Origin of the sequence: Prosthecobacter sp. (assembly GCF_049294395.1) — a bacterium.
Lineage (GTDB): Bacteria > Verrucomicrobiota > Verrucomicrobiia > Verrucomicrobiales > Verrucomicrobiaceae > Prosthecobacter.
On the sequence record NZ_JBAQCR010000205.1, the window covers coordinates 1 to 21713 of the forward strand.

The 21713-nt window shown below is 61.3% G+C and carries 21 protein-coding genes; 6 read left to right on the forward strand and 15 right to left on the reverse strand.

The window, feature by feature from the left end; translation table 11 throughout:
* The 6 genes from WAW39_RS13010 to priA form a co-directional block, all read right to left on the reverse strand.
* Positions 1–332 (reverse strand): DnaJ domain-containing protein (locus WAW39_RS13010; protein WP_422319468.1); only part of this gene is annotated, 332 nt, incomplete at its 3' end.
* Between the two features lie 18 nt (positions 333–350).
* Positions 351–917 carry a nucleotide exchange factor GrpE gene (locus WAW39_RS13015; protein WP_422319470.1) on the reverse strand — a complete coding sequence of 189 codons (567 nt, stop codon included), beginning with the start codon at positions 915–917 and terminating at the stop codon, positions 351–353.
* A gap of 30 nt (positions 918–947) precedes the next feature.
* Positions 948–2396 (reverse strand): PP2C family protein-serine/threonine phosphatase, encoded by a 1449-nt coding sequence (locus WAW39_RS13020; protein ID WP_422319472.1) that lies wholly within the window; start codon positions 2394–2396, stop codon positions 948–950.
* A gap of 35 nt (positions 2397–2431) precedes the next feature.
* Positions 2432–2968, reverse strand: a complete 537-nt coding sequence (locus WAW39_RS13025) for an STAS domain-containing protein (protein WP_422319474.1) — start codon at positions 2966–2968, stop codon at positions 2432–2434.
* 11 nt (positions 2969–2979) lie between these two features.
* Entirely contained in the window at positions 2980–3474 is a 495-nt protein-coding gene (locus WAW39_RS13030; RefSeq protein ID WP_422319476.1) for a hypothetical protein, read from the reverse strand.
* Between the two features lie 74 nt (positions 3475–3548).
* Complete coding sequence (priA, locus tag WAW39_RS13035; RefSeq protein WP_422319478.1) at positions 3549–5885, reverse strand: replication restart helicase PriA; 2337 nt, start codon at positions 5883–5885, stop codon at positions 3549–3551.
* Between the two features lie 105 nt (positions 5886–5990).
* Between priA and cdaA the strand changes: the two genes are divergently transcribed.
* Genes cdaA through bioD form a run of 5 tightly spaced genes read left to right on the forward strand, consistent with a single transcriptional unit; the run spans position 5991 to position 9291 of the window.
* A complete protein-coding gene (cdaA, locus tag WAW39_RS13040) occupies positions 5991–6797 on the forward strand; it encodes a diadenylate cyclase CdaA (RefSeq protein WP_422319480.1) in 807 nt (268 codons plus the stop codon).
* Positions 6775–7086: a hypothetical protein gene (locus tag WAW39_RS13045; protein WP_422319482.1), complete on the forward strand. Its 312-nt coding sequence runs from the start codon at positions 6775–6777 to the stop codon at positions 7084–7086. Before cdaA ends, WAW39_RS13045 begins: the two co-directional genes overlap by 23 nt.
* A 34-nt stretch (positions 7087–7120) precedes the next feature.
* Complete coding sequence (gene glmM / locus WAW39_RS13050) at positions 7121–8482, forward strand: phosphoglucosamine mutase (protein WP_422319483.1); 1362 nt, start codon at positions 7121–7123, stop codon at positions 8480–8482.
* A gap of 12 nt (positions 8483–8494) precedes the next feature.
* On the forward strand, positions 8495–8665 hold the full coding sequence (locus WAW39_RS13055) for a hypothetical protein (protein WP_422319485.1): 171 nt from the start codon (positions 8495–8497) through the stop codon (positions 8663–8665).
* A gap of 2 nt (positions 8666–8667) precedes the next feature.
* Entirely contained in the window at positions 8668–9291 is a 624-nt protein-coding gene (gene bioD / locus WAW39_RS13060) for a dethiobiotin synthase (RefSeq protein ID WP_422319487.1), read from the forward strand.
* A 265-nt stretch (positions 9292–9556) separates the two neighbouring features.
* On the opposite strand, the gene WAW39_RS13065 is transcribed toward bioD, so the two are convergent.
* Both WAW39_RS13065 and WAW39_RS13070 read right to left on the reverse strand, forming a co-directional pair.
* Positions 9557–10156, reverse strand: coding sequence for a phosphatase PAP2 family protein (locus tag WAW39_RS13065; protein ID WP_422319489.1), 600 nt, complete (start codon positions 10154–10156; stop codon positions 9557–9559).
* Positions 10153–11688, reverse strand: a complete 1536-nt coding sequence (locus tag WAW39_RS13070; RefSeq protein WP_422319491.1) for an ArnT family glycosyltransferase — start codon at positions 11686–11688, stop codon at positions 10153–10155. The genes WAW39_RS13065 and WAW39_RS13070 overlap by 4 nt, the downstream gene beginning before the upstream one ends.
* Before the next feature lie 111 nt (positions 11689–11799).
* On the opposite strand from WAW39_RS13070, the gene WAW39_RS13075 reads away from it, so the two are divergent.
* A complete protein-coding gene (locus WAW39_RS13075) occupies positions 11800–13023 on the forward strand; it encodes a bifunctional folylpolyglutamate synthase/dihydrofolate synthase (protein WP_422319493.1) in 1224 nt (407 codons plus the stop codon).
* A 41-nt stretch (positions 13024–13064) separates the two neighbouring features.
* Here WAW39_RS13075 and WAW39_RS13080 read toward each other — a convergent pair whose 3' ends face one another.
* From WAW39_RS13080 to WAW39_RS13110, 7 genes are all read right to left on the reverse strand, one after another.
* On the reverse strand, positions 13065–13904 hold the full coding sequence (locus WAW39_RS13080) for an NYN domain-containing protein (RefSeq protein WP_422319495.1): 840 nt from the start codon (positions 13902–13904) through the stop codon (positions 13065–13067).
* 49 nt (positions 13905–13953) lie between these two features.
* Complete coding sequence (locus tag WAW39_RS13085; RefSeq protein WP_422319497.1) at positions 13954–15156, reverse strand: Wadjet anti-phage system protein JetD domain-containing protein; 1203 nt, start codon at positions 15154–15156, stop codon at positions 13954–13956.
* A complete protein-coding gene (locus tag WAW39_RS13090) occupies positions 15153–18491 on the reverse strand; it encodes an SbcC/MukB-like Walker B domain-containing protein (protein WP_422319498.1) in 3339 nt (1112 codons plus the stop codon). Before WAW39_RS13090 ends, WAW39_RS13085 begins: the two co-directional genes overlap by 4 nt.
* Entirely contained in the window at positions 18488–19141 is a 654-nt protein-coding gene (locus WAW39_RS13095; protein ID WP_422319500.1) for a DUF4194 domain-containing protein, read from the reverse strand. The genes WAW39_RS13090 and WAW39_RS13095 overlap by 4 nt, the downstream gene beginning before the upstream one ends.
* A gap of 34 nt (positions 19142–19175) precedes the next feature.
* Positions 19176–19730 carry a hypothetical protein gene (locus WAW39_RS13100; protein ID WP_422319502.1) on the reverse strand — a complete coding sequence of 185 codons (555 nt, stop codon included), beginning with the start codon at positions 19728–19730 and terminating at the stop codon, positions 19176–19178.
* Complete coding sequence (locus WAW39_RS13105; protein WP_422319504.1) at positions 19730–19999, reverse strand: hypothetical protein; 270 nt, start codon at positions 19997–19999, stop codon at positions 19730–19732. The genes WAW39_RS13100 and WAW39_RS13105 overlap by 1 nt, the downstream gene beginning before the upstream one ends.
* A gap of 61 nt (positions 20000–20060) precedes the next feature.
* Complete coding sequence (locus tag WAW39_RS13110) at positions 20061–21539, reverse strand: Wadjet anti-phage system protein JetA family protein (protein ID WP_422319506.1); 1479 nt, start codon at positions 21537–21539, stop codon at positions 20061–20063.
* Positions 21540–21713: the final 174 nt, after the last annotated feature.

A 21713-nucleotide genomic window follows, 5' to 3' on the forward strand; every position in this document is an offset into this window, starting at 1 on the left:
CCGAAGAACTGCTCAAAGATACCGCCGCCACCGCCGCCGCCGAAGACTTCACGGAAAATGTCGAAGGGATCGTGACCACCGGCGGAAGGCCCGCCCATGCCACCGGCGAAGGCGGCATGGCCGTAGCGGTCGTACGCAGCGCGTTTTTGTTCGTCGCTGAGGACGTCGTAGGCTTCGCCCACTTCCTTGAACTTGCCTTCGGCCGACTTGTCGTCCGGGTTTTTGTCGGGGTGAAACTTCACCGCGAGCTTGCGGTAGGCTTTCTTCAACTCCTCGGCCGAGACGTCACGGGAGACGCCTAGGACTTCGTAATAATCGCGTTTATCGGCCATAGCTGTGTGAAAAAGGGGTTACGCCTCTGCAGGGGGCGTTGGACCACTGGAAACGATGACGCTGGCGGCACGCAGGAGGCGGTCCTTGAGCTTGTAGCCACGACGGGTGACGCGGATGACGGTGCCTTCGGGAACGGTGGGGCTGGCTTCCTGGGCCACGGCCTCGTGAAGATTGGGGTCAAAGACTTTGCCCTGGGCTTCGATTTCCAGCGCACCACTGTCGCGCAGGAAATCCTGGAGCTGGCGGTTGACCATGCTCATGCCCATGAAGACCATGGATTTTTCGGACTCCTGGCGGGCGGCTTCGAGACCCATGTCGAAATTATCTAGGATGGGGCACAAGGCGCGGAGGAGATCGCTATTGGCGTAGGCGCGGGTTTCCTGGGCCTCGCGGGCGGAGCGTTTGCGGAAGTTGTCCAGCTCGGCCTGACTGCGGTAGGCCATGTCTTTCCAGCGCTCGACTTCCTGGGTCAGTGCCGTGATGGGGTCAAGCGGGGCTGCCTCCTCCCCTGGAGCGGCGGCTTCAGGATTGGGGATTTCTTCAACAGGTGCTTGCTGGGTCGTATCGGGACTCGGCTCGGTCATAAGTTTTCGCGGTGATTTGGGGGGCCGCGACTATGCCGTCTTCTGGATAGCAATCAAGGTGATGTCGTCATGGGAGCGCCGCCCCTTCAAAAAGTGTTCCAAATCCAGGATGATGCCGCCGATGACGGCTTTGGGCCCGTTCGGGGCATGTTTGGCGAGTTCCTCCTCCACGCGTTCCTCTCCGAATTCGATGCCTTTGGGATCCATGGCCTCGTTGACGCCGTCGGTGTAGAGCAGGAGGCAGTCGCCGGTCTGCATTTCGAAGCTGGCGTCCTTGGTGACGCGCTCAAAGACTGCGCCTTTGTCGATGCCAACACCGAGGCCGGGAGGGTGGATGGCCTCGACCTTGCCGGTGGCCTTGCGCCAGAGCAGCGCGGCATTGTGGCCGGCACGCGAGAGGGTGAGGTTCGAGCCGTCCTGCTCGACCACGAGGTAGGACATGGTAATGAACATGTCCTCGCGGATGTCCGGAGCGATCTGGCGATTGACGGCGCCGAGGACGGTGCTGGGGGAGGCGGAACTGGAGGCATTGGCGCGCATCAGGGTACGGCACATGACCGTGATCATGGCAGCACCGAGGCCTTTGCCCGAAACATCGGCAATGACGGCACCGAACCGACCGTCTGGCAGCGTGAAATAATCAAAATAATCACCGCTGAGGGTGCGGGCGGGGATGTTTTTGCCCGCGATGATGAAGCCTGGGACCTGAGGATCGCGATCTGGCAGGAGCACCTTTTGGATCTGGCTGGCGTTTTGGAGCTCCTGCTGATCCATGCGGTTCTTGGCCGCCTCCTGGTGAGACATGGCATTGGCCAGGGCGAAGGCGGACTGCTCGATGAGTGAATTGAAGACTTCGAAGTCGTTGGCGTTGTAGCTGCGGCCTTCTTTGGGAGAGGTGACGGCCAGAACACCGAGCCTGCGGACGCCAAAGCTCAGAGGGCCGATCATGGCGGTGACGTGCTGCTGGGAAGGCACCAAGTGCTCGCCGAGGCGTTTGTCCGTGCCGAGATCGGGCATCAACTCGGTCTTTTGCTGCATGAAAACGCTGCCGAGCAGACCTGACTGCACTTTTTCTGCATGCATGCGCAGGGTGCTGAGGAGAGTGGCTGAATTCTCCTTCATCTGCTGCCGCACGCGCTCGGGCAGGCTGATGAGGGGTGCACAAAAATCGGAGTAGTGCCGGGGCACGAGCTGCTGCGTGGCTTCGTCGTAGAGGTAAAGGGCACCGCCGGTGCTTTGAGTCACACGAATGGCGCCTTCAACAATCAAGCGGTACATGGAAGCCTGCTGATCGTCGCGCCAGATGGCCTCGCCGAGATCGTGCAGGTAGTGAAACATGCGGCGTTCTTCGGCCACGATGGCCTCTTCCTCGGCCCGGAGCGCCGCGATGGCGTGCTTTTGCTGACGTGCAATTTTTGCCAGCATTACCAGTCCCGCCGTCATCAGCAGTACGATCAGGACAAGAAGAGCGATGATCATGGGGGTAGGAGGCGGCCCGGCTCATCCGGGGGCGCCTAGGCAGGAACAGCAGATGTGCCAGCCTCCAGCTCTTTTTCCAAAAATTCGATCACATCGTGAAAACGGCTTTCGTTGGCGTCGCTGACTTCAGCGAGGGCCTGATGAGCGGAGAGCACGTGCTGGGTCTGCACTTCCTTGCATTCAGCGGTGGATTCGCCGCAATGCTGGAGCGCGTCGCAGACTTCCTTGCGTTCGGCTTCCCAGAGATTGCCGTCACGGTCCAGCTCAAGAATGTGGTCCAGTCCGAGGCTGGTGAGCAGCTGCAGATTGCGCTGGTTGGCGTTGACGACGCTCAAGGAGCCGCCACCGGATTCGCGGAGATTCAAGGCAGCACCCGTGAGCATGCCGAGAAAGGTGGAGTCCATCATGGGACAGCGCTCGAGATCGACGACGAGATTGCGCATGCCCTGGGCAACGACGCGTTGGAGAGCCTTTTTTGCCTGCAGGCTGTTTTGAAAGGTGCCTCGTCCATCCACCCTCATCCAGAAAACGCGGCCGATGGTGCCAACAAGAATATGAGTGGGAGGAGTCATGCGTTGCGGTTTTAGTTCCAGAGCGCGGATTGCTGGCTGACCAGTTCTTCCTTGCCGCGCAAAATACTGATGCGCCATGCGATTACCCGGCCACTTTTTTGGTATTCTGGGCCGACGACCTGGAATTTGGAAACGTTGCTGCGGTGAATGTCTTCGACGACCTGCTCTTGAACACGTTTGCTGAGGCCTGACTTCGCCTGCTGGTATTCGAACTTGACCGTCACCGGGCCGGTGCGGTCCGTAGTCTTCCAGAAAAACGCGTAGTAGTGGCCGAAGCGGTCAATGATGTCCTTCTTGGTCACTGCGCCGTAAATGAAGTGCTGGCGCTCAAACAGAATGGTCGGGTTCGTCGTCTGTGGCGTGAAGAACGGCATCAGGTGGTAGTACTTCACCTTGGAGATCTGGCCGCCCGGACCTTTCGTCGTGCTCGAACAGGCAGAAAGCGCAAAGGCCAGGATGGCTAGACATCCGAGGCGGAGGCAGGAGGTGCGTTTCTCTGTCGTCATGTAGGGGGGCAATATTGAATCGGGACGCTTGATGTCAACGTTCCCTTCGATTCTTCGAATCGACAAAGGATAATTTACAAAAGTGACACGGGATCGACATCCCAGGTCACAATGACGTCCTGGGGGAGGGTGGTGGCCTGCAGAACTTGCTGGATGTGGCGGCAGAGGGGGCGGATTTTGGCCGCCCGTAGAAGGAGCTGGTAGCGAAACTGCCCGTGCGCCTTCGCCATGGCACAGGGGGCAGGCTCGCCCATGAGGACGTCCTCGGGCAGGCCCTCCAAGAGGCGTTTGTGAAGTGTTTGCAGGGCAAATTCGGCCATGGCCTGGTGTTTTCCCCGGCTGGCGAGGATGACCACGTGGGTGTAGGGCGGGTAATGAAAGGCGCGCCGCTGCTCCAATTCCTGCTGGGCGAAGCCCTCGAAATCGTTGTGGCGGGAAAACTGCACCGCCGGGCTGTGAGGTGCGTGGGTTTGCACGACGACCTCTCCTTTGACCTCGCCACGCCCCGCACGGCCGGCGACCTGAACGAGGAGCTGAAGGGTGCGCTCCGCCGCGCGGAAATCCGGCAGATTGAGCGCGAGATCGGCATTCAGGACTCCGACGAGAGTGACATTGGGAAAGTCGAGGCCCTTGGCGATCATCTGGGTGCCGATGATGAGATCGATTTTCTGCGCACGGAAATCCCGCAGGAGGTCGCGGAGCTGGTTTTTGCGCTGGATGGTGTCCGTATCCACGCGGGCGATGCGGGCGTGGGGGAACACTTCGCGCACCACGGTTTCGACGCGTTCGGTGCCATAACCGGCGAATTTCAGGCCGGGCTCCTGGCATGAAGGGCATTTCGACGGCGGCAGGCGCCGCGAACCGCAGACGTGGCAGACGAGGCGGTTCTCGTGCTTGTGCAACGTCATGGGGATGCTGCAATCCTGACACTGCACGGTCTCACCACAGGCGAGGCAGGCGAGGGAGGTGTTGAAACCACGACGGTTCAAAAACAGGATGGTCTGCTCCTTTTTTTCCAGGCGTGAGGTGATCGCGGTGCGGAGTTTTTCAGAGAGGATGCCAGTATTTGCCACGCTGGTGCCGGTGCCTTTGCGCCGTTCCATGCGCATATCGACGATGCGGATCAGTGGCAAAGTGCGGCCGTCCGTGCGGCTCAAAAGCTTCAGCAGTTCGTACTTGCCGCTCGTAGCATTTTCGAAGGATTCGAGGCTCGGCGTGGCGCTGCCGAGCAGGACGACGCATTTTTCGATGCTGCCACGCACCACGGCGACATCCCGCGCATGGTAGCGTGGTTTTTCGTCCTGCTTGAACGAGGGCTCATGCTCCTCGTCCACAATGATGATGCCGAGGCGTTCCAGTGGGGCAAAAATCGCACTGCGAGCACCGATCACGATGTCGGCACGGTCTTCGTGAATCTTGTACCACTCATCGTGGCGTTCGCCGTCGCTCAAATGACTGTGAAGGACGGCGATGCGATCACTGCGATCGGAGAACCGGGCCTTGAAGCGCTCGATGGTCTGAGGCGTCAGTGCGATTTCCGGGACCAGTACGAGTGCTGTGCCACCGCGCTCGATCACACGGGCGATGGCCTGGAGATAGACTTCGGTTTTGCCGCTGCCGGTGATGCCGTGCAGCAGGATGGGCTTGGTCTGCTCGGTGGAATCAATCGCTGCGGCGACGCGGGTATAGGCGGCCTGCTGTTCATCCGTGAATGTCAGCGCCTGGCTGGGAAGGAAGGCCTCGTCGTGGAACGGATCGCGTTCCACGCGGACTTCGCTGCGGGTGATCCAGCCTGCTTTGATCAGGGAGGGGAGAATGGAGGCGGCACGGGGCACGTCTTTGCGGATCTGGCTGAGCGTCGCCTCACCTTTGCAACTGCGCAGGATGTCGAGCACGCGTGCCTGCATCGGTGCCTTGTGCCGCAGCTTTTCAAATGCGTCCGGCGGTGGTTCGCGCAGGAGTTTGAGATGGCTGTCCATCACGAAACTGCCCGGTTTGTCCCGCACCGCCTGCGGCAGCATGGTGCGCAGCACGGTGTGAACGGAGACGAGGTAGTACTCCGCGATCCAGCGTGCGAGTTTGAGCAGTCCGGGGGTGAACATGGGCCGCTTGGCCACGATGGAGGCGATCTCCTTGAGCCGGCCACGATGAGGTGACTCCTTCAGCAGCTCAAGCACCACGGCATTCATGCGCCGGTTTTGCAGGGGGACCATGACGCGCGAGCCGACGACGATCTCGCCCGAAAGGTTCTCTGGAATGGCGTAGTCGAGCTCCATGGCGGCGGCACCTTCCAGCTGCACGCGGGCAATTGGCACGGCTGCCTGTGGAGCGGGCGCCTCAACCACAACAGGCGCGCCAAACAGATCACTCTGTTTTGGCGTGGGGGTGGCGCTGGGGCTGGTGCGTGACATGCGGGTGCATCCTAGCTGCCGTGAATCACAGGCCAAAACGATTCTTCTTTTGAGAAACAATTCACCCCGTGCGATAGTTTCACGGAGCAGGACGGAGCGAACGGCATGTGGAACTTTCTGACAGCACACTGGCGCGACGGCGTGGAGATTTTGATCCTCGCCGCCCTGGCGTATCATGGGTATCTGTTTTTCCGGGCGACGCGTGGCGCACGCATTCTGACGGGGCTGCTGGTGCTGTTGCTGAGCCTGGCCTTGATCTCGCTGCTGCTGGAGCTGTCCGTCATCAGCAGCCTGCTGCAACGATTCTCGGTCTTCCTTGCGATCGCGCTGGTCATCATTTTTCAGCCGGAGCTGCGCCGAGTGCTGGCGGAGCTGGGCAGCAGCCGTATTTTTTCCTTCAATCGTCCCGATCCCGAGGTGCTGGATGTGCTGCTGGAGGCGATGCAGCAGCTGTCGTCACGCCGCTGCGGGGCGCTGTTTGCGCTGAAGCGTGGCATTGATCTCAAGCCTTATGCTGAGTCTGGCGTGGAGCTGGATGCGGTCATTTCGAATGAACTGGTCACCACGATTTTTCAGCCCAAGACTTCGCTGCATGATGGAGGGGCGATCATTGACCAGGGCCGCATCTCGGCCGCAGGCTGTGTTTTTCCGGTGAGCCAGCGTGATATTCAGGACCGAGCCATCGGCCTGCGACATCGGGCGGGCATGGGCATCTCGGAGGAGACGGACGCGATCGCGCTGGTCGTTTCCGAGGAGACCGGGGCGCTCTCGCTGTGTTTTCAGGGCAGGCTGGAGCATGATCTGGAGCCGATGAAACTGCGCCAGCGCATCAATGAAATTCTCAACAACGGCGTCGCGACAGGTTCAGAATCCGCACCGGAGGGCAGTCATGAACTGGGGAAATCAGCTTAAAGAATTCATCATGCGGAACTGGCGGGAGAAGATCATCTCCCTGGTGCTGGCTTTTTTGTTCTGGTTCATGATCAAGGCGCAGGACGCCCGCAACATGCCGTCTTACTCGATGCCGCCACCCGCGAGGATTCCCGTGCCGTCTTCTCCGGCGCCTTCCCAGCTCACGCCGGTGATTCCTGCGCCGGTGCAGCTCCCCTCGGAACTGGAGCCCATGCTTTCGCCGCCGAATGCTTCGATTCCGCCTGCGCGCACGCCGGGGACGGCAGGGAGTGGCAGCGCCGGGCTTTGACACTCTGGAAGTCCTGCGCTAGAAGCGCCGTCCTATGTCTGAAAAGCGCCAGTTCTTCGGCACCGACGGCGTCCGTGCCGTGGCCAATCGTCACCCAATGACCCCTGAGTTTGTCATGCGCCTCGCGCAGGCTTCCGCCGTGGTGCTCGGCGGCAAACCGGAGGGCGGTGAACGCCCCAAAGCCGTGCTGGGCCGCGACACGCGTGCTTCTGGCGAAATGCTTGAGTCCGCGCTGGCGGCGGGTCTGAATTCCGCGGGGGTGGATGTCATCCTCGTGGGACAGGTGCCCACGCCGGCGGTGGCCATGCTCAGCGCGCAGCTCGGCGCGAACTTTGGAGTGATCGTTTCGGCTTCGCACAATCCTTTCAAGGACAACGGCATCAAATTCGTGCATGGCGACGGTCACAAGCTCAATGACAAGACGGAGGTCGCGATTGAGCGCCTGGTGCTTGGCAATGAAGACACGCCGCGTCCGGAAGGCCGGGGCATTGGCCGCATCACCAAGCTGGCGGACGGCGTGGACCGATATGTGGCGCACGCGATTGCCTCGATGGCAGGCGTGCGGCTCGACGGCATGCGTGTCGCGCTGGACAACGCGCATGGCGCTTCGTCCTTCACCAGCGCGCTCGCTTTGGAGCAGCTCGGTGCCGACGTGCAGGTGTACCACTCCGAACCGGATGGCTTTAACATCAACGAAGAGTGCGGCTGCACGCACGCGGATGAGATCGAACGCATCGTGCGCCAGTGCCAGGCGCAGGCCGGCATCGCGCATGATGGCGATGCGGACCGCAGCGCGTTGTGCGATGAAGAAGCCATCGCACTGGACGGTGATGAACTGATGGCGATCGCCGCAGAATCCATGCTGCGCAAAGGCACGCTGAAGCAGAACACGCTGGCCGTCACGGTGATGAGCAACTACGGGCTGGACGATCTCGTTTCGCGTCTGGGCGGCCGTGTCATCCGCACGGGTGTGGGCGACCGCTATGTGCTCGAAGAAATGCGCGCACGCGGACTGAACTTCGGCGGCGAGCAGAGCGGCCACATCATCTTTGGCGACTGGGCCACGACCGGGGACGGATTGATCGCGGGTCTGCAGATTCTGCGCATCATGAAGGAAACGGGCGAGCCGCTGAGCGAGCTGCGCAAGTGCCTCAAAAAATTCCCGCAGTGCTCGCGCAACCTGCGCGTGCGCACGAAGCCGCCGGTGGACCAGCTCGTCGAGGCGCAGAAGATCATCAAGGAGACGGAGAAGAAACTGGGCGACTACGGTCGTGTGCTGCTGCGCTACTCGGGTACGGAATCGCTGATCCGCCTGCTGGTTGAAGGCCGCGATGTGGAGTATCTTGAAGCGCAGGCGGATAAGATTGCGTCTGCAGTTCTTGCTCAGATCGGCTAAACTCATCGAGCTATGAAAAACCACTTCGCGGCGGCCTTGGCGATTGGGGCATGCATCATTTTTGGCTGCGGGATCATCGCCATGAGTTCCGGCAAGGATGCGGGCTTGATCGGCGCCTTCATCGCCATAGCCAGCGGAGGATGGCTGCTGAAGCAGGCGTGGGAGATCTCAAACAAAGAGTGAGTGTGAGCCATTATTTCATCACCGGAACCGACACGGACGCAGGCAAGACTTACGTCACGTGTCTGCTGCTCGAAGCATTGAAGCGCAGCGGGAAAACCGTGGCCGGTTTCAAGCCCTTTGTCTGTGGGTCGCGTGATGATGCGATTCATCTGGCCAATGCGAGCAGCGAAGGTCTGACGGTCGAGGAGGTGAATCCGGTGTGGTTCAAGGTGCCTGCCGCCCCCTATGCCGCCGCACTGATGGAGAACCGCCGCTTTGAGCTGAACGAGGTCATTGCGCGTTTTCAGGAAATCGCGCAGCGGCATGAGCATGTGCTCGTCGAGGGTGCCGGGGGGTGGGAAGTGCCGCTGAATGAGTTTTCGACGATGGCAGATTTTGCGCAGCGGCTGGCGCTGCCGGTGATCGTGGTGGTGAACAACAAGCTGGGCTGCCTGAACCACACGATTCTGACCGTGCGCAACATCCAGGCGCGCGGGCTTACATGCGCTGGTGTGATTCTGAACTATGTGCAGGAAGAGCGCGATGCCGCCAGCATCAGCAACCGGATGGTGCTGGAGCATTTTCTGGACGTGCCTGTCCTTGCAGAAATCATGCACGGCGAGACGGAGATCGAGTGGCCGTTGTGAAGAGCCGATCACAGCAGGGGCTGCCGCACATAGTTACCAAAGTAGAGCTACGAGCCGAAGGCTGGAAGCGCCGAGCGCAAATGCGATGCGGGCACCTGTGAGTGCGGAGGTCGGGCGGGAAGTCGTTTTCACCAAAGACGGTACGGGTGGCTGGAAGGTCCTGCACCAAGGCTTCGCCGTAGACATTGGAGTGATGGAGGCGGCGGAGGAAAATTATCCGTAGGCGCCGTGGGTGCTGTTTGCATGAATGCGCGGTGACAGCGAGTCACGTCTGACGGAGGAAGCGCCTCGAAATGAGCACAACACCAAGGCCCACCAAAACGCCCATGGCCATCGAGGGCGGGATGTCGCTGGGCCAGTGGGCACCGCAGTAGATGCGTGAATAGCCGACTGCGGCTGCCAGGAGATACATGAACAGGCCGACGCGGCGGTAGAAGCAGGCGATAACCGTGGCGGCTGCGAACATGTTGACGGTGTGGCTGGAAGGAAAGGACTTGCCAGTGGTTGCGCCGTTTGGTTCGCTGGGTTTGACCACCGGCTTTTCGAACAGACGCATGAAGGCGGGTGAAGCGGTGCCGAGATCGCGAATGGTGATGTCAGCGAGGGCATCGCGGGGACGCACGCGGCCGATGGTCTTTTTCAGGGTGTTGGAGATCACGCCGTCGCCGAGGCCGATGGCGATGCCGAGGCAGAGCAGCATGATGCGGGCACGTTTGCCGCCGCGCCATGCGGTGATCAGCACGGCGGCGATGATGAGGGGCAGCCATGCCTCGATGGCGGAAAGGGCGGGCATCAACCAGTCGAGCACCGGGTGCGACCAGGCGGCGTTGATTTGATGCAGAAGGCTGAGATCCCAGGCGTTCATTTTGTGGGCACAGGCTTCCACTGTTTCAAATTGTGTCCGAGATAGACACTGAACTCGCGCACTTCTTTCCCCAGCGGGACGCGGATGCTGCCACGGAATTCGAGTTTTTCGAAGGCGGTGGTGAAGAGGGTGTTTTGCAAAAGAGCGGGAACAGGGCCGGGTTCGAGAATCAGGGCATCGTCGCCGATGCGTTCTTCGGGGCCGGGCCAGATTTCATACTGGGACTGCACCGAGTCGCTGGGCTCCCAGCGATAGAGGCGAGGATGCGAGGGCATGTAGAAGGCCATCTCTGCTGCGTGGTAGCGATGGCCGAGGGCCATGACGAAGGTGTTCTGCGGCCTTGGCACCTGATCGAGGAACTTCTGAGCCTCGATGCCCGCTTCATTCCAGCCGCGCAGGCTGGCGAGCTTGTTGATGCCTTTCAGCTCCGTGGTGAAGATGATGACGAGCGCGAGATGCACGATGAGAACCAAGGCGCCGCCGATCCGCAGGGACCAGCGTTCCCAGCCGGGATGCAGCTTGAACGGCGCGGCCCCGCGCAGCCATGCCGCCGCCAGAACGAATGCAGGCACAAAGAAGGCGGCGGGCCAGTTTGGATTGATACGCTGACGCAATGCCAGCACCGCAAAGCAGGCCAGCGCCGGAGCGGAGGCCAGGGTGAGGAACAGGAGCGGGCGGGAGAGATTTTTGCGCTGCTTCACCGCTGCTCTCATGGCTGCAACGAGCGCGACAAACGTCACCGGGGTGTAGATGAGCGCCTGCAGGCCGACGTTTTCCAAGGTGCGGCTCAACCAGCGGCCGAAACTGAGGTTTGAGGTGTCGAAGTGATGCTTGGTGTGCTCCAAGGTGATCCAGGCGTGGTTTTGGTTCCATTGCAGCACGGGGATGATGAAGGCCATGCCAAGGAGAATGGAGAGCCACATGCGCGGATTGCGCAGCAGGGCGCGGTCTTCGCGTGAAACGGCGGCGAAAACCAGCATGAGCGCCGGAAAGGCCAGCATCATCTGCTTGCTCAGGGTGCCGACGCCGATCACGAGAGCGAGTGCCAGCCAGCGCGTGTTGCACGTTGGTTTTTGCGCGGCATACCAGAAGAGCAGCAGGCCCAGCGTCCAGCACAGAAGAAGGGGAGCATCGATGGTGAACAGGAGGTTCAACCCGGCATTGGCAATGGTCAGAAGCACCAGCACGGCGGTGAGGAAAGCTGTGCGTGCATCAAACAGCACCAGAGCGATACGGTGGATGATGACCAGAGTGGCCGTACCCAGCAGCAGAGCCGCGAAGCGGATGCCCCACTCGGCATTGCCCGTGAGCGCGCCTATCACGCCCATCATCCAGCCGATCATGGGCGGCTTGCTGTAGTAGCACCAGTCCGGCCTGCGGCCCCAGTCCCAGTAGTAGGCTTCGTCTCCCGCGAGATCCGCACCATGGACGAAGAGCAGCATCACGCCGATGCGCGCGATGAAAACGGCGGCGAGCAGCCACCAGAAGCGTTTTAGCCAGGTCGAGGAGTCAGAAGCGGGAGTCACAGACATGCGTGTGCATGATAGCCGTGAGTGCCGGGTGGGAAACGGGAATCCAATCTGTCGATCTTGTTTCTTGGCTGCTTGCACCCTGCTGCGGCGCAGGCACCGTGCGGAAAAGGAATGATGAACGATACGGCGCAAAAAGAAATCGACTGGCTCTACAGTACCCAGTTCTACGGCATCAAGCTGGGGCTGGACAATGTGCAGCGGCTGCTGAGCGAACTGAAGCTGCCTGCGGCGGGGCAGAAGTTCATTCACGTGGCGGGGACTAACGGGAAGGGGTCCACCTGCGCCTTCATGCATTCGATTTTAAAGGCGGCTGGCATCAACGCGGGGTTGTTTACTTCACCGCACTTGATTCAGTTTGGTGAGCGGATTCGTGATGCTGAGCGAATGATCACGCCGGAGGAGATTGCGGCAGGTGTCGTGCGATTGCGTGAACGGGTGGCGGGGTGGGACCCGCATCCTACGTTCTTTGAGCTGACGCTTGCGCTTGCCCTCGAATGGTTCGTGCAGCGTGGCAATTCCTGGGTGGTGCTGGAGACAGGGCTGGGGGGGCGCCTGGATGCGACGAATGCCGTCACGCCTGCGGTGAGTGTCATTACTCCCATCGGCTGGGATCACATGGACATGCTAGGGGATACGCTGGCGAAGATTGCTGCGGAGAAGGCGGGGATTATCAAGCCGGGGGTGCCGGTGGTGACGATGAGGCAGGAGGCTGAGGTGCTGGATGTGATTTCACGCGTTGCTGCCGAGCGTGAAGCGCCGCTCACGATTGTCGAAACGCCCTGGCGTGGAGAGACGGGGCTCGCGGGTCCGCATCAGCGCTGGAACGCGGCCATGGCGGTGGCGGCACTGAGGGCGGCAGGATTCAACTTGGATGAGGAGGTGATCGCGCGCGGTTTGCGTGAGGTGCAATGGCCGGCGCGGTTTCAAAAAGTGGGCGGCTGCATTATTGACGGGGCGCATAACATCGATGCTGCGCGAGTGCTGGCGCAAACTTGGGGCGAGCAGTTTCCGAATGAGAAGGCGGAGATCATCTTTGGCGCTGTGGCTGGCAAGGATACCGCTGCGGTGCTGCGAGAGCTGGCGCCCATTGCTGCGAGCTGGCATTTCACGGGATTTGAGTCACCGCGTGCGCTGACTCCGGAGGCGCTGCGGGAGATTTGGAATGGGCTTGGACTTGAGGCCCGAGCTGTGACGACGCATGCGCGTGTGGTTGATGCCTTGGGCGCTGTGAAGGCGGAGGGGCGGGTGCTGATCGCGGGTTCGCTTTATCTGGCGGGTGAGGCGCTGGCGCTGATGGAGAACAAGGCTGCCGCATTTGAGAAGAGTGCGCAATGAGGTGCGGTGCCGCTGATCGACAGACAGGAGTGTCTGTCGTACTATTCTTCGGAGGCTGAGACTTTGATGCGGTAGCCGTTTTCGTTTTTCTCGAGCTTCATCAGGCCGCGATCTGCGGCGGCCTCCAAAAGGGCGCTGAAGGTGCTGAAGCCGTAGAAGCGTTCGTCGAACTGCGGCTGGCGGCGGCGGATGGCCTGTTTGACTGGGCCTGCCCAGACGGTGTCGCTGCCGCTGCGGCCGAGCATGGCTTCGACGGTTTCCACGACGAGCTGGATCGCCTTTTCGGGATCGCCGCCGGGTTTGCGCTCCTGAGTGGCGGATGGTTTGGCTGTGGAGGGGGCGGGCTTGGCACGGGCGATGCGCTTTTTGGTCTTTTCTTCTTCGCGCACGAGGTCGTCGTAGAAGATGAATTCGTCGCAGTTGTCGATGAACAAGCCGCTGGTGGACTGCTTCACACCCACGCCGATAACGGTCTTGTTGTTTTCGCGCAGCTTGCTCACGAGAGGTGAGAAATCGGAGTCGCCGCTGACGATGGCGAAGGTGTCCACATGAGGCTTGGTGTAGCAGAGATCGAGGGCGTCCACGACCATGCGGATGTCTGCGGAGTTTTTGCCTGACTGGCGCACATGCGGGATTTCGATCAGCTCAAATGAAGCCTGATGGATGCCGGCCTTGAAGCTTTTGTAGTGGTCCCAGTCGCAGTAGGCCTTCTTCACGACGATGCTGCCCTTCAGCAGGAGGCGATCGAGCACCTTGTTCATGTCGAACTTGTCATACTGGGCGTCCTTCACGCCGATGGCTAGGTTTTCGAAGTCGCAGAAAACAGCGATGGTGTGCGTGCGGTCGGTCGTTTGAGCGCGATCGGTGGAGGGGGTGGCCATGGTGCGAGATCGTCCGCTTGCGGAGGCTCCGGGTCAACTGGCGTTCCAGTCACGTGTTCTCATAAAATGGCCACTCCGGCAAGGAGGGGCGCCCGAGGGATTCTTGCTCGAAGTCGCCTTTCGTGCCAGAGTTTCGCATGGCTTGCAAAGCTGGGTGGCAGTCTGCCATGCTTGGGTCGGCGAGGAGGCGCTCGATGATCTGGTGATCGCGCTGGGTCAGGGGCGTTGCTTGGGTGGAACGCCGCCATGACATGTGAATGGGCAGCACGGGGTGAGGAGCAAGTTCCCGCAGTTTGCGCAGGATGTCCCAGCCGCTGGGGTCGGTGTCGCCGAAATGGTAGTGAGGCAGAGCGCGTGGCAGTTTTTGCAGGAGGAGTTTCACCGCCTGCGTGGGGAAGGAGGTGGCGACGATCAAGGTGCTGCGCTGCGCATCTGCATGTGCGAGCTGGAGGAAGGTGGTTTTGCGATTTTCGACGGTGAGCAGGCGCTGTGCGGTGGTGGTGATGTGAGTGGTTTGTTCGAGTTCTGCGATGGACAGCGTGGATTCGTAGCGGAGGTCGAGAGGCTTTGAGTGGTCGGCGAAATGCAGGACCAGCGGACCGCAGTAGTGCAGGGTGCTGTTGCTCGTTTGAATGCCGACTGCTTCCAGCGGTGTCTCGCGGCCGAAGAGTGTTTCCAAGGCGCGTTCGAGGAAGCTTTGCTGCTCTTCGAGGTGTTTGGAGTCGTACCCGAGATGCGTGCTCGCATCGCGAATCAGTGTGCCGGCGGGCCATTCGCGGCTGGTGATTTGGAACAACAAGTTCAGCAGTTCATCCACACGTGCCGGTTCCAGCCAGCGGAAGGGTTCGAGGACTCGTGGTATGGTGAAGGCGGCTTCCAAGCGCTGGCATAGGGAGGTCCATACCTCTGGCATGAGAGGGTGTGATTTCGCTGACCAAGCGCGCACCACATCGAGCGCCTGCTGCTGGGATGCTGCGCCGGGCTGGGTGCCGAACTGATCGTGCAGCCAGGCTTCTGACTCCAATGGCACGACGATCTTGTCGATGAAGCGTGGGTTTCGTTTGCGGGGGATCAGTTGAAATTTGGCAAGCTGTTGTGCCTCGCGCAGAGCGGCTTTTTGATCTTCCGCTGAACGAATGCCGGCATCTTCAAGCAGATGTTCCCAGTCGCGACGGAATGGCTGCACCGATGCTGTCACGCGCCGTTTTCGGGCGGTCATCCAGTCTTGGTGCAACTGGGCGAGCCATTTCATTCCATCAGTTCTGCGAGACGTGAACCTTCGACGCGAACGACCCAGTTTTCGATGTTTTGGATTTGCTCGGTATCCGGGTCGTAGGTGCGTTCGACGCGGCATTGCACGACGGTGTCGGCGTGCTGAAACATGGTGGGCAGGCGGTCCTCGGGGAAGGCCATGATGAGCTGCAGGCCGAAGTTTCGGGCCATGGCGAGGCAGTCGTCAATGCGGTCGCCGCTGAGCTTGCTGAAGGCTTCATCCATGACAACGAGGCCGAGGTTCTGCGGATCGTCGCGGCGGCCGAGATCGTACACACGACGGAAGGCGGCGAGGGTGGCGACGAAGAAGGGTGCCTGGTTTTCGCCACCGCTTTGTTTCTTGGCGCTCTTGTTCAAGCTGATGGCGGCGGCATCGCCACGACCGGCAGGCTTGGCTTCGATGTCCCAGTGATGGTAGTAGCGGTAATCCAGGGCGCGCTGGTGGCGTTTGTCTTCGGGATTGTCGGCGGCGTCGATGGCGGCCATGAGTTCGTTCTTGGCACGCTCGATGTCCTCACGGCCGGCGGCGTTGAAGAGCTCCATCTCGGAACCGCTGGGAAGGCCTTTTTCCACGAGGGTCCAGATGGCGGTGTGTGCCTTGTCGGCGCGGCTGGTGAGCTGGTAGCGCCAGCCGCCGATCTCGTGATCCATGGCGCGGTTCAGCTCGCGCTTGGTGCGGTCGGCTTCGCTGAGTTTTTCGCGGAGCACGTCGAGAACTTGGTGCTGCAGGCGGTCTTCCCACTCGCGCTTGGCTTCGAGGGCGGCGGTCTTGTAGCGCTCGAGTTCGTGGGTTTCGAGATCTTCGCGGCGCTTGTCGTAGGCTTCGTTGTCCTCGGCTTCAGCATCGAGAGCGTCGCTGAGATCGGCGTGGGCGGCGACGAGTTCCTGGCGCTGCACATCGCGCAGGCGGCGGGCCTCCTGAGCGTGCGTATCGAGCTGAATGGCCAAGGCAGCGGCCATCTCGATGGACTTGCGCCAGGAGGTGGATTTCTGGCGTTCAGCATTGATGCGCGTGTTGATCTCATCGTCGGATGAGCCACGCACGAGGGTGCGCGAGGCCTGGCGGGCGATGCGGGTCTGCTCTTCCTGGAAGATGTCTTCGCTGATGGATTCTTCGAGACGGGCCTTGGCGAGTTCGAAGGCGGTGATGGCGGATTTGAGGCTGCCGATGCGTTCGTGGATGCCTTCCAGCGAGGCGTTTTCCACGCGAAGGTTTTCCATGGCCTTCACGTTGTCCGGCGTGGCCAGCAGATCCCAGGTGGCCTGGAGTTCGCCGAGTTCTTTGCGGAATTTGGGAAGCAGAGGTACTTCGTCCGCGCCGTCTGGCACGCTGAAGCGGTCCAGACGCCACTCCATGCCACGATTGACGAAGGCGCGGAGGTCATCGCGATCCTGGCGCACTTCTTCAATGACGGCGTCGGTTTCACGGAGTTCGTTCTCACGCACGTCACGGAGACGGCGCAGGCCTTCTTCGCCGAGGGTGAGTTCTTTTTCTGGTGTGAGCCGCAGGCGGCGCGGTGGGTCTTTGAGCCAGCCGTCGAGTGACAGGGCGCGTTCGTGCTTGTCGAGCTGTGATGCTTTGTTCACAGCGACGATGCCGCCGAGGAGGTGATCGAGCACTTTGCCTGCGACTGCGTGCTGGGTCTCCAGCATCTCGCGCAGGGAGCCTTTCTCGACCTTTGCGATCGTTTTGGCGGCTTCCTCGGGATGAATGAGCAGTTCGTTGGGGCTGGGTGTCTGCTGGGCCTGATCCCAGGCGGCGCGGAAGTCTTCGGGAATGACGGCGCGGCGGTTCACGCCGAGCACGCTCTCCAGCAGCGGCCACCATTTTTCGGCCGTGGGTTTTACTTCTACGACGCGGCCCAGCGCGACGGCTTTCTGACCGCGAGACAGCAAGGCGTTGAGCAGAGGGGAGGGCGAAGCCTGGCCTTCGCGGAGCTGCGTGAGATCTTTGTGCAGCGCGGATTTGCGCATTTCGTGTTCGGCCAGACGCGCTTCGACGGGGCGGAGCTGCTCCATGGCTTCGTCGCGCAGCTTGATGAAGGCATGGGAGGAATCACGCGCCGCAGCGAGGGCTTTGCTTTCGTCTTTGCTCTGCATGCCGGAGATGGCGGCGGAGGCATCGGTGGTGTCTTGCAGGCCGAGACGAGCGGCGTGCAGCGTCCAGTCCTGCCAGTGGCGCAGATGAGAGCGGATTTGCTCGTGCAGGCTGGTTGCAGCGGCTTCGAGGCGCGTGATCTCCTTGGAGACCTCGCGGCGGCGGCGGTCGTTTTCCTCCATGCGCACGGCTTTGTCGCCTAGGGCAGCGCGTGCTGCCTCCACCGAGCGGCGCAGGCGGTCACGCTCTTCGAGGGTCTGCTCGTGCGTTTTGCGATTGTCTTCGTAATCGGCCTGTTTTTCGTCCAGTTCGGCGCGGCTGCGCTGGAGATTTTCCAGTGCTTCCTCGTGCTTCAAAGCATCGCTGAGGTGGGTGTAGAGGGCGGACTCGCGCTTGGAGTTGATCCAGTCCTGATGATGCGTGGAGATGCGTTTCAGGCGCTCGAGCTGATCGTGCATTTTCTCCAGCCGCTCCTGCGCACGGCGGTGGGCATCCACGCTGGCTTTCACGGCCTTCACGTCCGGCATGCCGGGTTCGAGAAGGAATTCGCGCACGAATTTCTCGAAGTTGCTCTCGGGCTCGAAGGCCATGGCTCGGGGCAGCGTCTTGCCCATCTGCTCGGGATCGAAGCCGAGGTGGCTGCGCATGGCCATCTCATCGAGATAGGCTTTCTGGCGGTCCCAAACGTCACCGTCGAGCTCGCGTTTCACGCGGGTGCGGAATTCGTCCTCCTGCAGGAATTGCATGGCCTGAGGTCCGGCTTCGCTGTTGAGGAAGTCCTGCCATGCAAGGCGGCGGCCGGCGCAGAACCAGATGGTCGAGGGCTTGGCGGTGGGGCTTTCGTATTCGATGCGTGCGCCCCACGTCTCGCGACGCGGCTCTTCTTCACCGGGTTGTGCGGGCCAGGTGAACTCGAGTGCGGCGAGAGTGACGCTGCTGGGACGCAGGTAGCGCTCGTGGCCGTCGCGCCCGGTGGTGTTGGTGTCGCAGAGGCAATAGCCACGCAGGCTGCGTCCGCTGCCCGCACCGGCAGCGGCTTTGTTGAATTTGCTCTGCTGTTCGCCCAGCATGACGAACTGAATGAGGTCCAGCAGGGCGCTTTTGCCGCTGCCGTTGGCGCCGGTAATCAGTGAGAGGCCGGAGACGTCGATGATCTGACGGTAGCCGTACCAGTTGACCGCGAGAATGCGGCTCAAGGTGATGCGTGACTGGCTCATGCGGGCACCTCCTCAGCGGCGCTGCCGTCTTTGGGCGGCTGAAAGGTCTCCGCGCGCGCCTGCCATGCGGCGATGTCATCAAACGGGATCACGCGGGAGAGGCTGGGCAGGATTTCGATCTGCATCTCCCCGGCCTGCGTCATGCCTTCGGGCTTGAGCGTGCGCACGAGGCGATGCCGACGCAGGCGAACGAGGCAGGATTCGATCTGGGATTTTTCCGGCGTGGCGACCTTGTCGAAGTAAACTTTCAGCGCGGCCCAGAGCTGATCCACGGTGACGATGACGGCCTCCTGGCTGCCGCTGCTGATTTCATCATCGTAGAGCCGCCACAGTGCGAGGAGCACCAGGGTTTCGTCCTTGTCGAAACGACCGAGGAGGAGGCAGGACTCCGTGCGCGGTCTGGCCTGCAGCATTGAATTTTCGTCATCGACGATCAGTTCCAGCGCGAGAGGTGCGAGGTAATCCTCCACATGGGTGCGGTAGTGATCGCGTGCCAGCATGTAGAGTTCGCGTCCGCTGCCTTCATCGCCAAGCAGCACACCACGGCCGAGCAGCTCGGCCAGCACCTCGCGCAGCGCGGCGCGGTCAGCATCCGGCACATCACTCCAAAAGGAGCGCGGCCAGAGGGGATCGGAGGTGGAGGCGGACATGGGGGAGGAGAGGATGCAACGATTGCAGGACTGCTCAAGGCAATGGTTCAAGACCTGAGCGAATCTCTTGCAGCAATCCGAGGCGATCATGCTGTCCGCACCAATGTTCGATGTAGGACCAGTCCAACTGTGGGAACTGCACATCCATCACATTTTCAGCATCTATCCGGTCCTGAGGCCTGCCCCAGCGCAGCTTTTGCACGATCACGTCTTCTGCCGTGGGCATGGTGACGTGATGCTGGAGAATGGAATTGTATACGGTACGCCTTCTGGACCACTGACTAAGATGGTGTGGATCATCGTTCCGCAAAAAGAACTCGACCTTAAAGGCCGAGCGTTTTGCTTTGAGAATGTAGCGGCGCGTCCAGGTGGACGTTTCCAGATACTGCTGGGGATCAAGATCGAATCCTGGCTCCAGCCTTTTGATCAAGCGGCTGAAAGCGGGCTCTTCCAGCTCCACGACAAAATCCACATCCTTGGTGGAGCGCGGGATGCCGTAAACCATGGAGGCAAATGAGCCTGCCAGCATGTAAGACACATGCTCGGCTTCCAGTGCCTCGATGACTGCAATGACAAAATGCTGTTCCATCAGGCGCTGGTTGTGGCCAGAACATACAGCCCGCGATCTTCTCGTCGGCGCTGGCGGTCCAGCCTTTCCGTGAGAATCTGGCAAACCTGTTCATCCGTGATACCCGGCGATTCCTGCCGTATTCCTTCCCGCATCCACTCAAACGCGAGGTCGATCTGATCCAGAGTGGCCACCAGACGCTCCTCCTCGCTCATGGAACGCGCGCGCATCACCTTCTCTCTGCGGATGGACCGCTGGAGATCTAAGGTGGATGTCGGCAGGGTAGTCATGAGGGTCGCATTAAAATAGTCCGTCACCATTGGCTGCCAAGCCCGGAATTGATCAGCCAGCTCAACTCTCCCGCTTCACTGAAAACCGCTCAATACGATGCCCGGCGTGGGTGTCGTGCTCAATGATGTGGGGTTCCAGGCCGTTGCGGCGGCGGAGGCCGTCCACGCTCCAGCGGACGCGTTTGCCGGCGAGGGCGGGGGCGTGCTCGTAGGCCACGACGGCGAGGAGGTCGAGGAGGTCGTCGGTAGTTTCGAGGTGGATGTCTTCGGTGCTGGTGGTGCCTTTTTTATTGGGGATGAGCTTGGCGACGAGGCGTGCGGCGCGCTGGGGTGTGAGGGCGAGGCGCTGGCGCTCCTTCCAGGCGGCGAGGACGTCGTCTTCGCTTTGTTTGACGGCGCCGCTTTGGCCGAAGGTGAGATCGACGGGGGCTTTGGTGCGGCGGGGCTTGTAGAGGGATTCGGTGCCGAAGAAGAAGCGGGTCTCGACACAGCGCGGGGCGAAGTCGGCGGGCTTGGCGCCGAGTTCGGAGAAGCGACCGCCGGCGTGGGCGGTGTTGATGGAGTCGCAGTAGGCTTTGATGATCTCCGGACGGCGGCCGCGCAGCTCGGTCTGGTAGCGATAACGCTGCTGGCTGAGGCGGTTGAAGGCGGCCATGCGCAGGTCGATGGCCTCGGCACGGCGCTTCAGGCCGCCGAGATCGCGGTCGAGCCGCGTGAGGAGCGAGATGGCGAGGTCGTAGGACTCGGTGGAGTCGTAGCCGTAGTGCTCGCGCAGGCCTTCGGAGAGGCGTTCGCGCATGAGCGGATCGTCATGGCGCTCTGCAATGATGCTGCGGGCCTGTTCGATGCGCATGAGCAAGCCGCCGCGACGCAGGGCATCGTAGCAGACCATGTGCTGGCCCTGGCCGAACTCCTCGTAGAGGAGGCTCAGCGTGTCGGCGGCGGTGGCGCTCTGGCGCTGGCGCTGCTCGAAGCTGGTGACGATTTTTTCCACGGCGTGGAGCTGCTCGATGGCGCGTTCGAGACGCTGGGAGAGATCGGTGACGGTGGAGCGGAGCTGATCGGGCTGCTGGAGCACGGGATCGAGCACGCCGCGCTCCTCCAGAGTCTGGCAGAGGCCGCGCAGGGTGTCGGCGAAGGTTTTGAGTTCGGCCACGCGGTCCTCGGCGAGGTCGCGCAGCATGCGCAGAAGCGGGCGCAGGCCGGGGGTGATGACGGCCCAGCGCTCATGCAGGCCGAGGGTCTGATCCTCCAGCCAGCCGGCGGCGATGAGGCGATTGAAAAACTGACCGGCGCGCTGGCGTGCATCGCGGAGGGCTGACCCCTCATCTTCGGACAGCAAGGACAGGGGATGGCGGGCGATGACCTCGCGAATGATCTCGTTGGTTTCGCGCTGGGAGAGCCGTCCGGCCTCACCGGCTTCCGCGATCAAGCGGTCCGCGCAATCCACATAAACCGGCGCAGAGGGCCGTGCGAGGGGGCGGAAGAAATCCGCCGACACGCTGCGGCTGAGTCGGGTGCTGAGAGATTCGGGGAGCATTCAGTCTGCGCATCATGGGGAGGCACCATGCAGGGGCAACTTTTTCGATGAGCTGCGATCCCCGGAATAAAGGAAATTCGTATGCGAAAAAATGGAGAACAAGCATTGCGTGAGCGTTGGGCGGTTTCAACATAACCGCCCCCTGAGCGTCTAAGCCGCTCTCCTTCCTGCTCC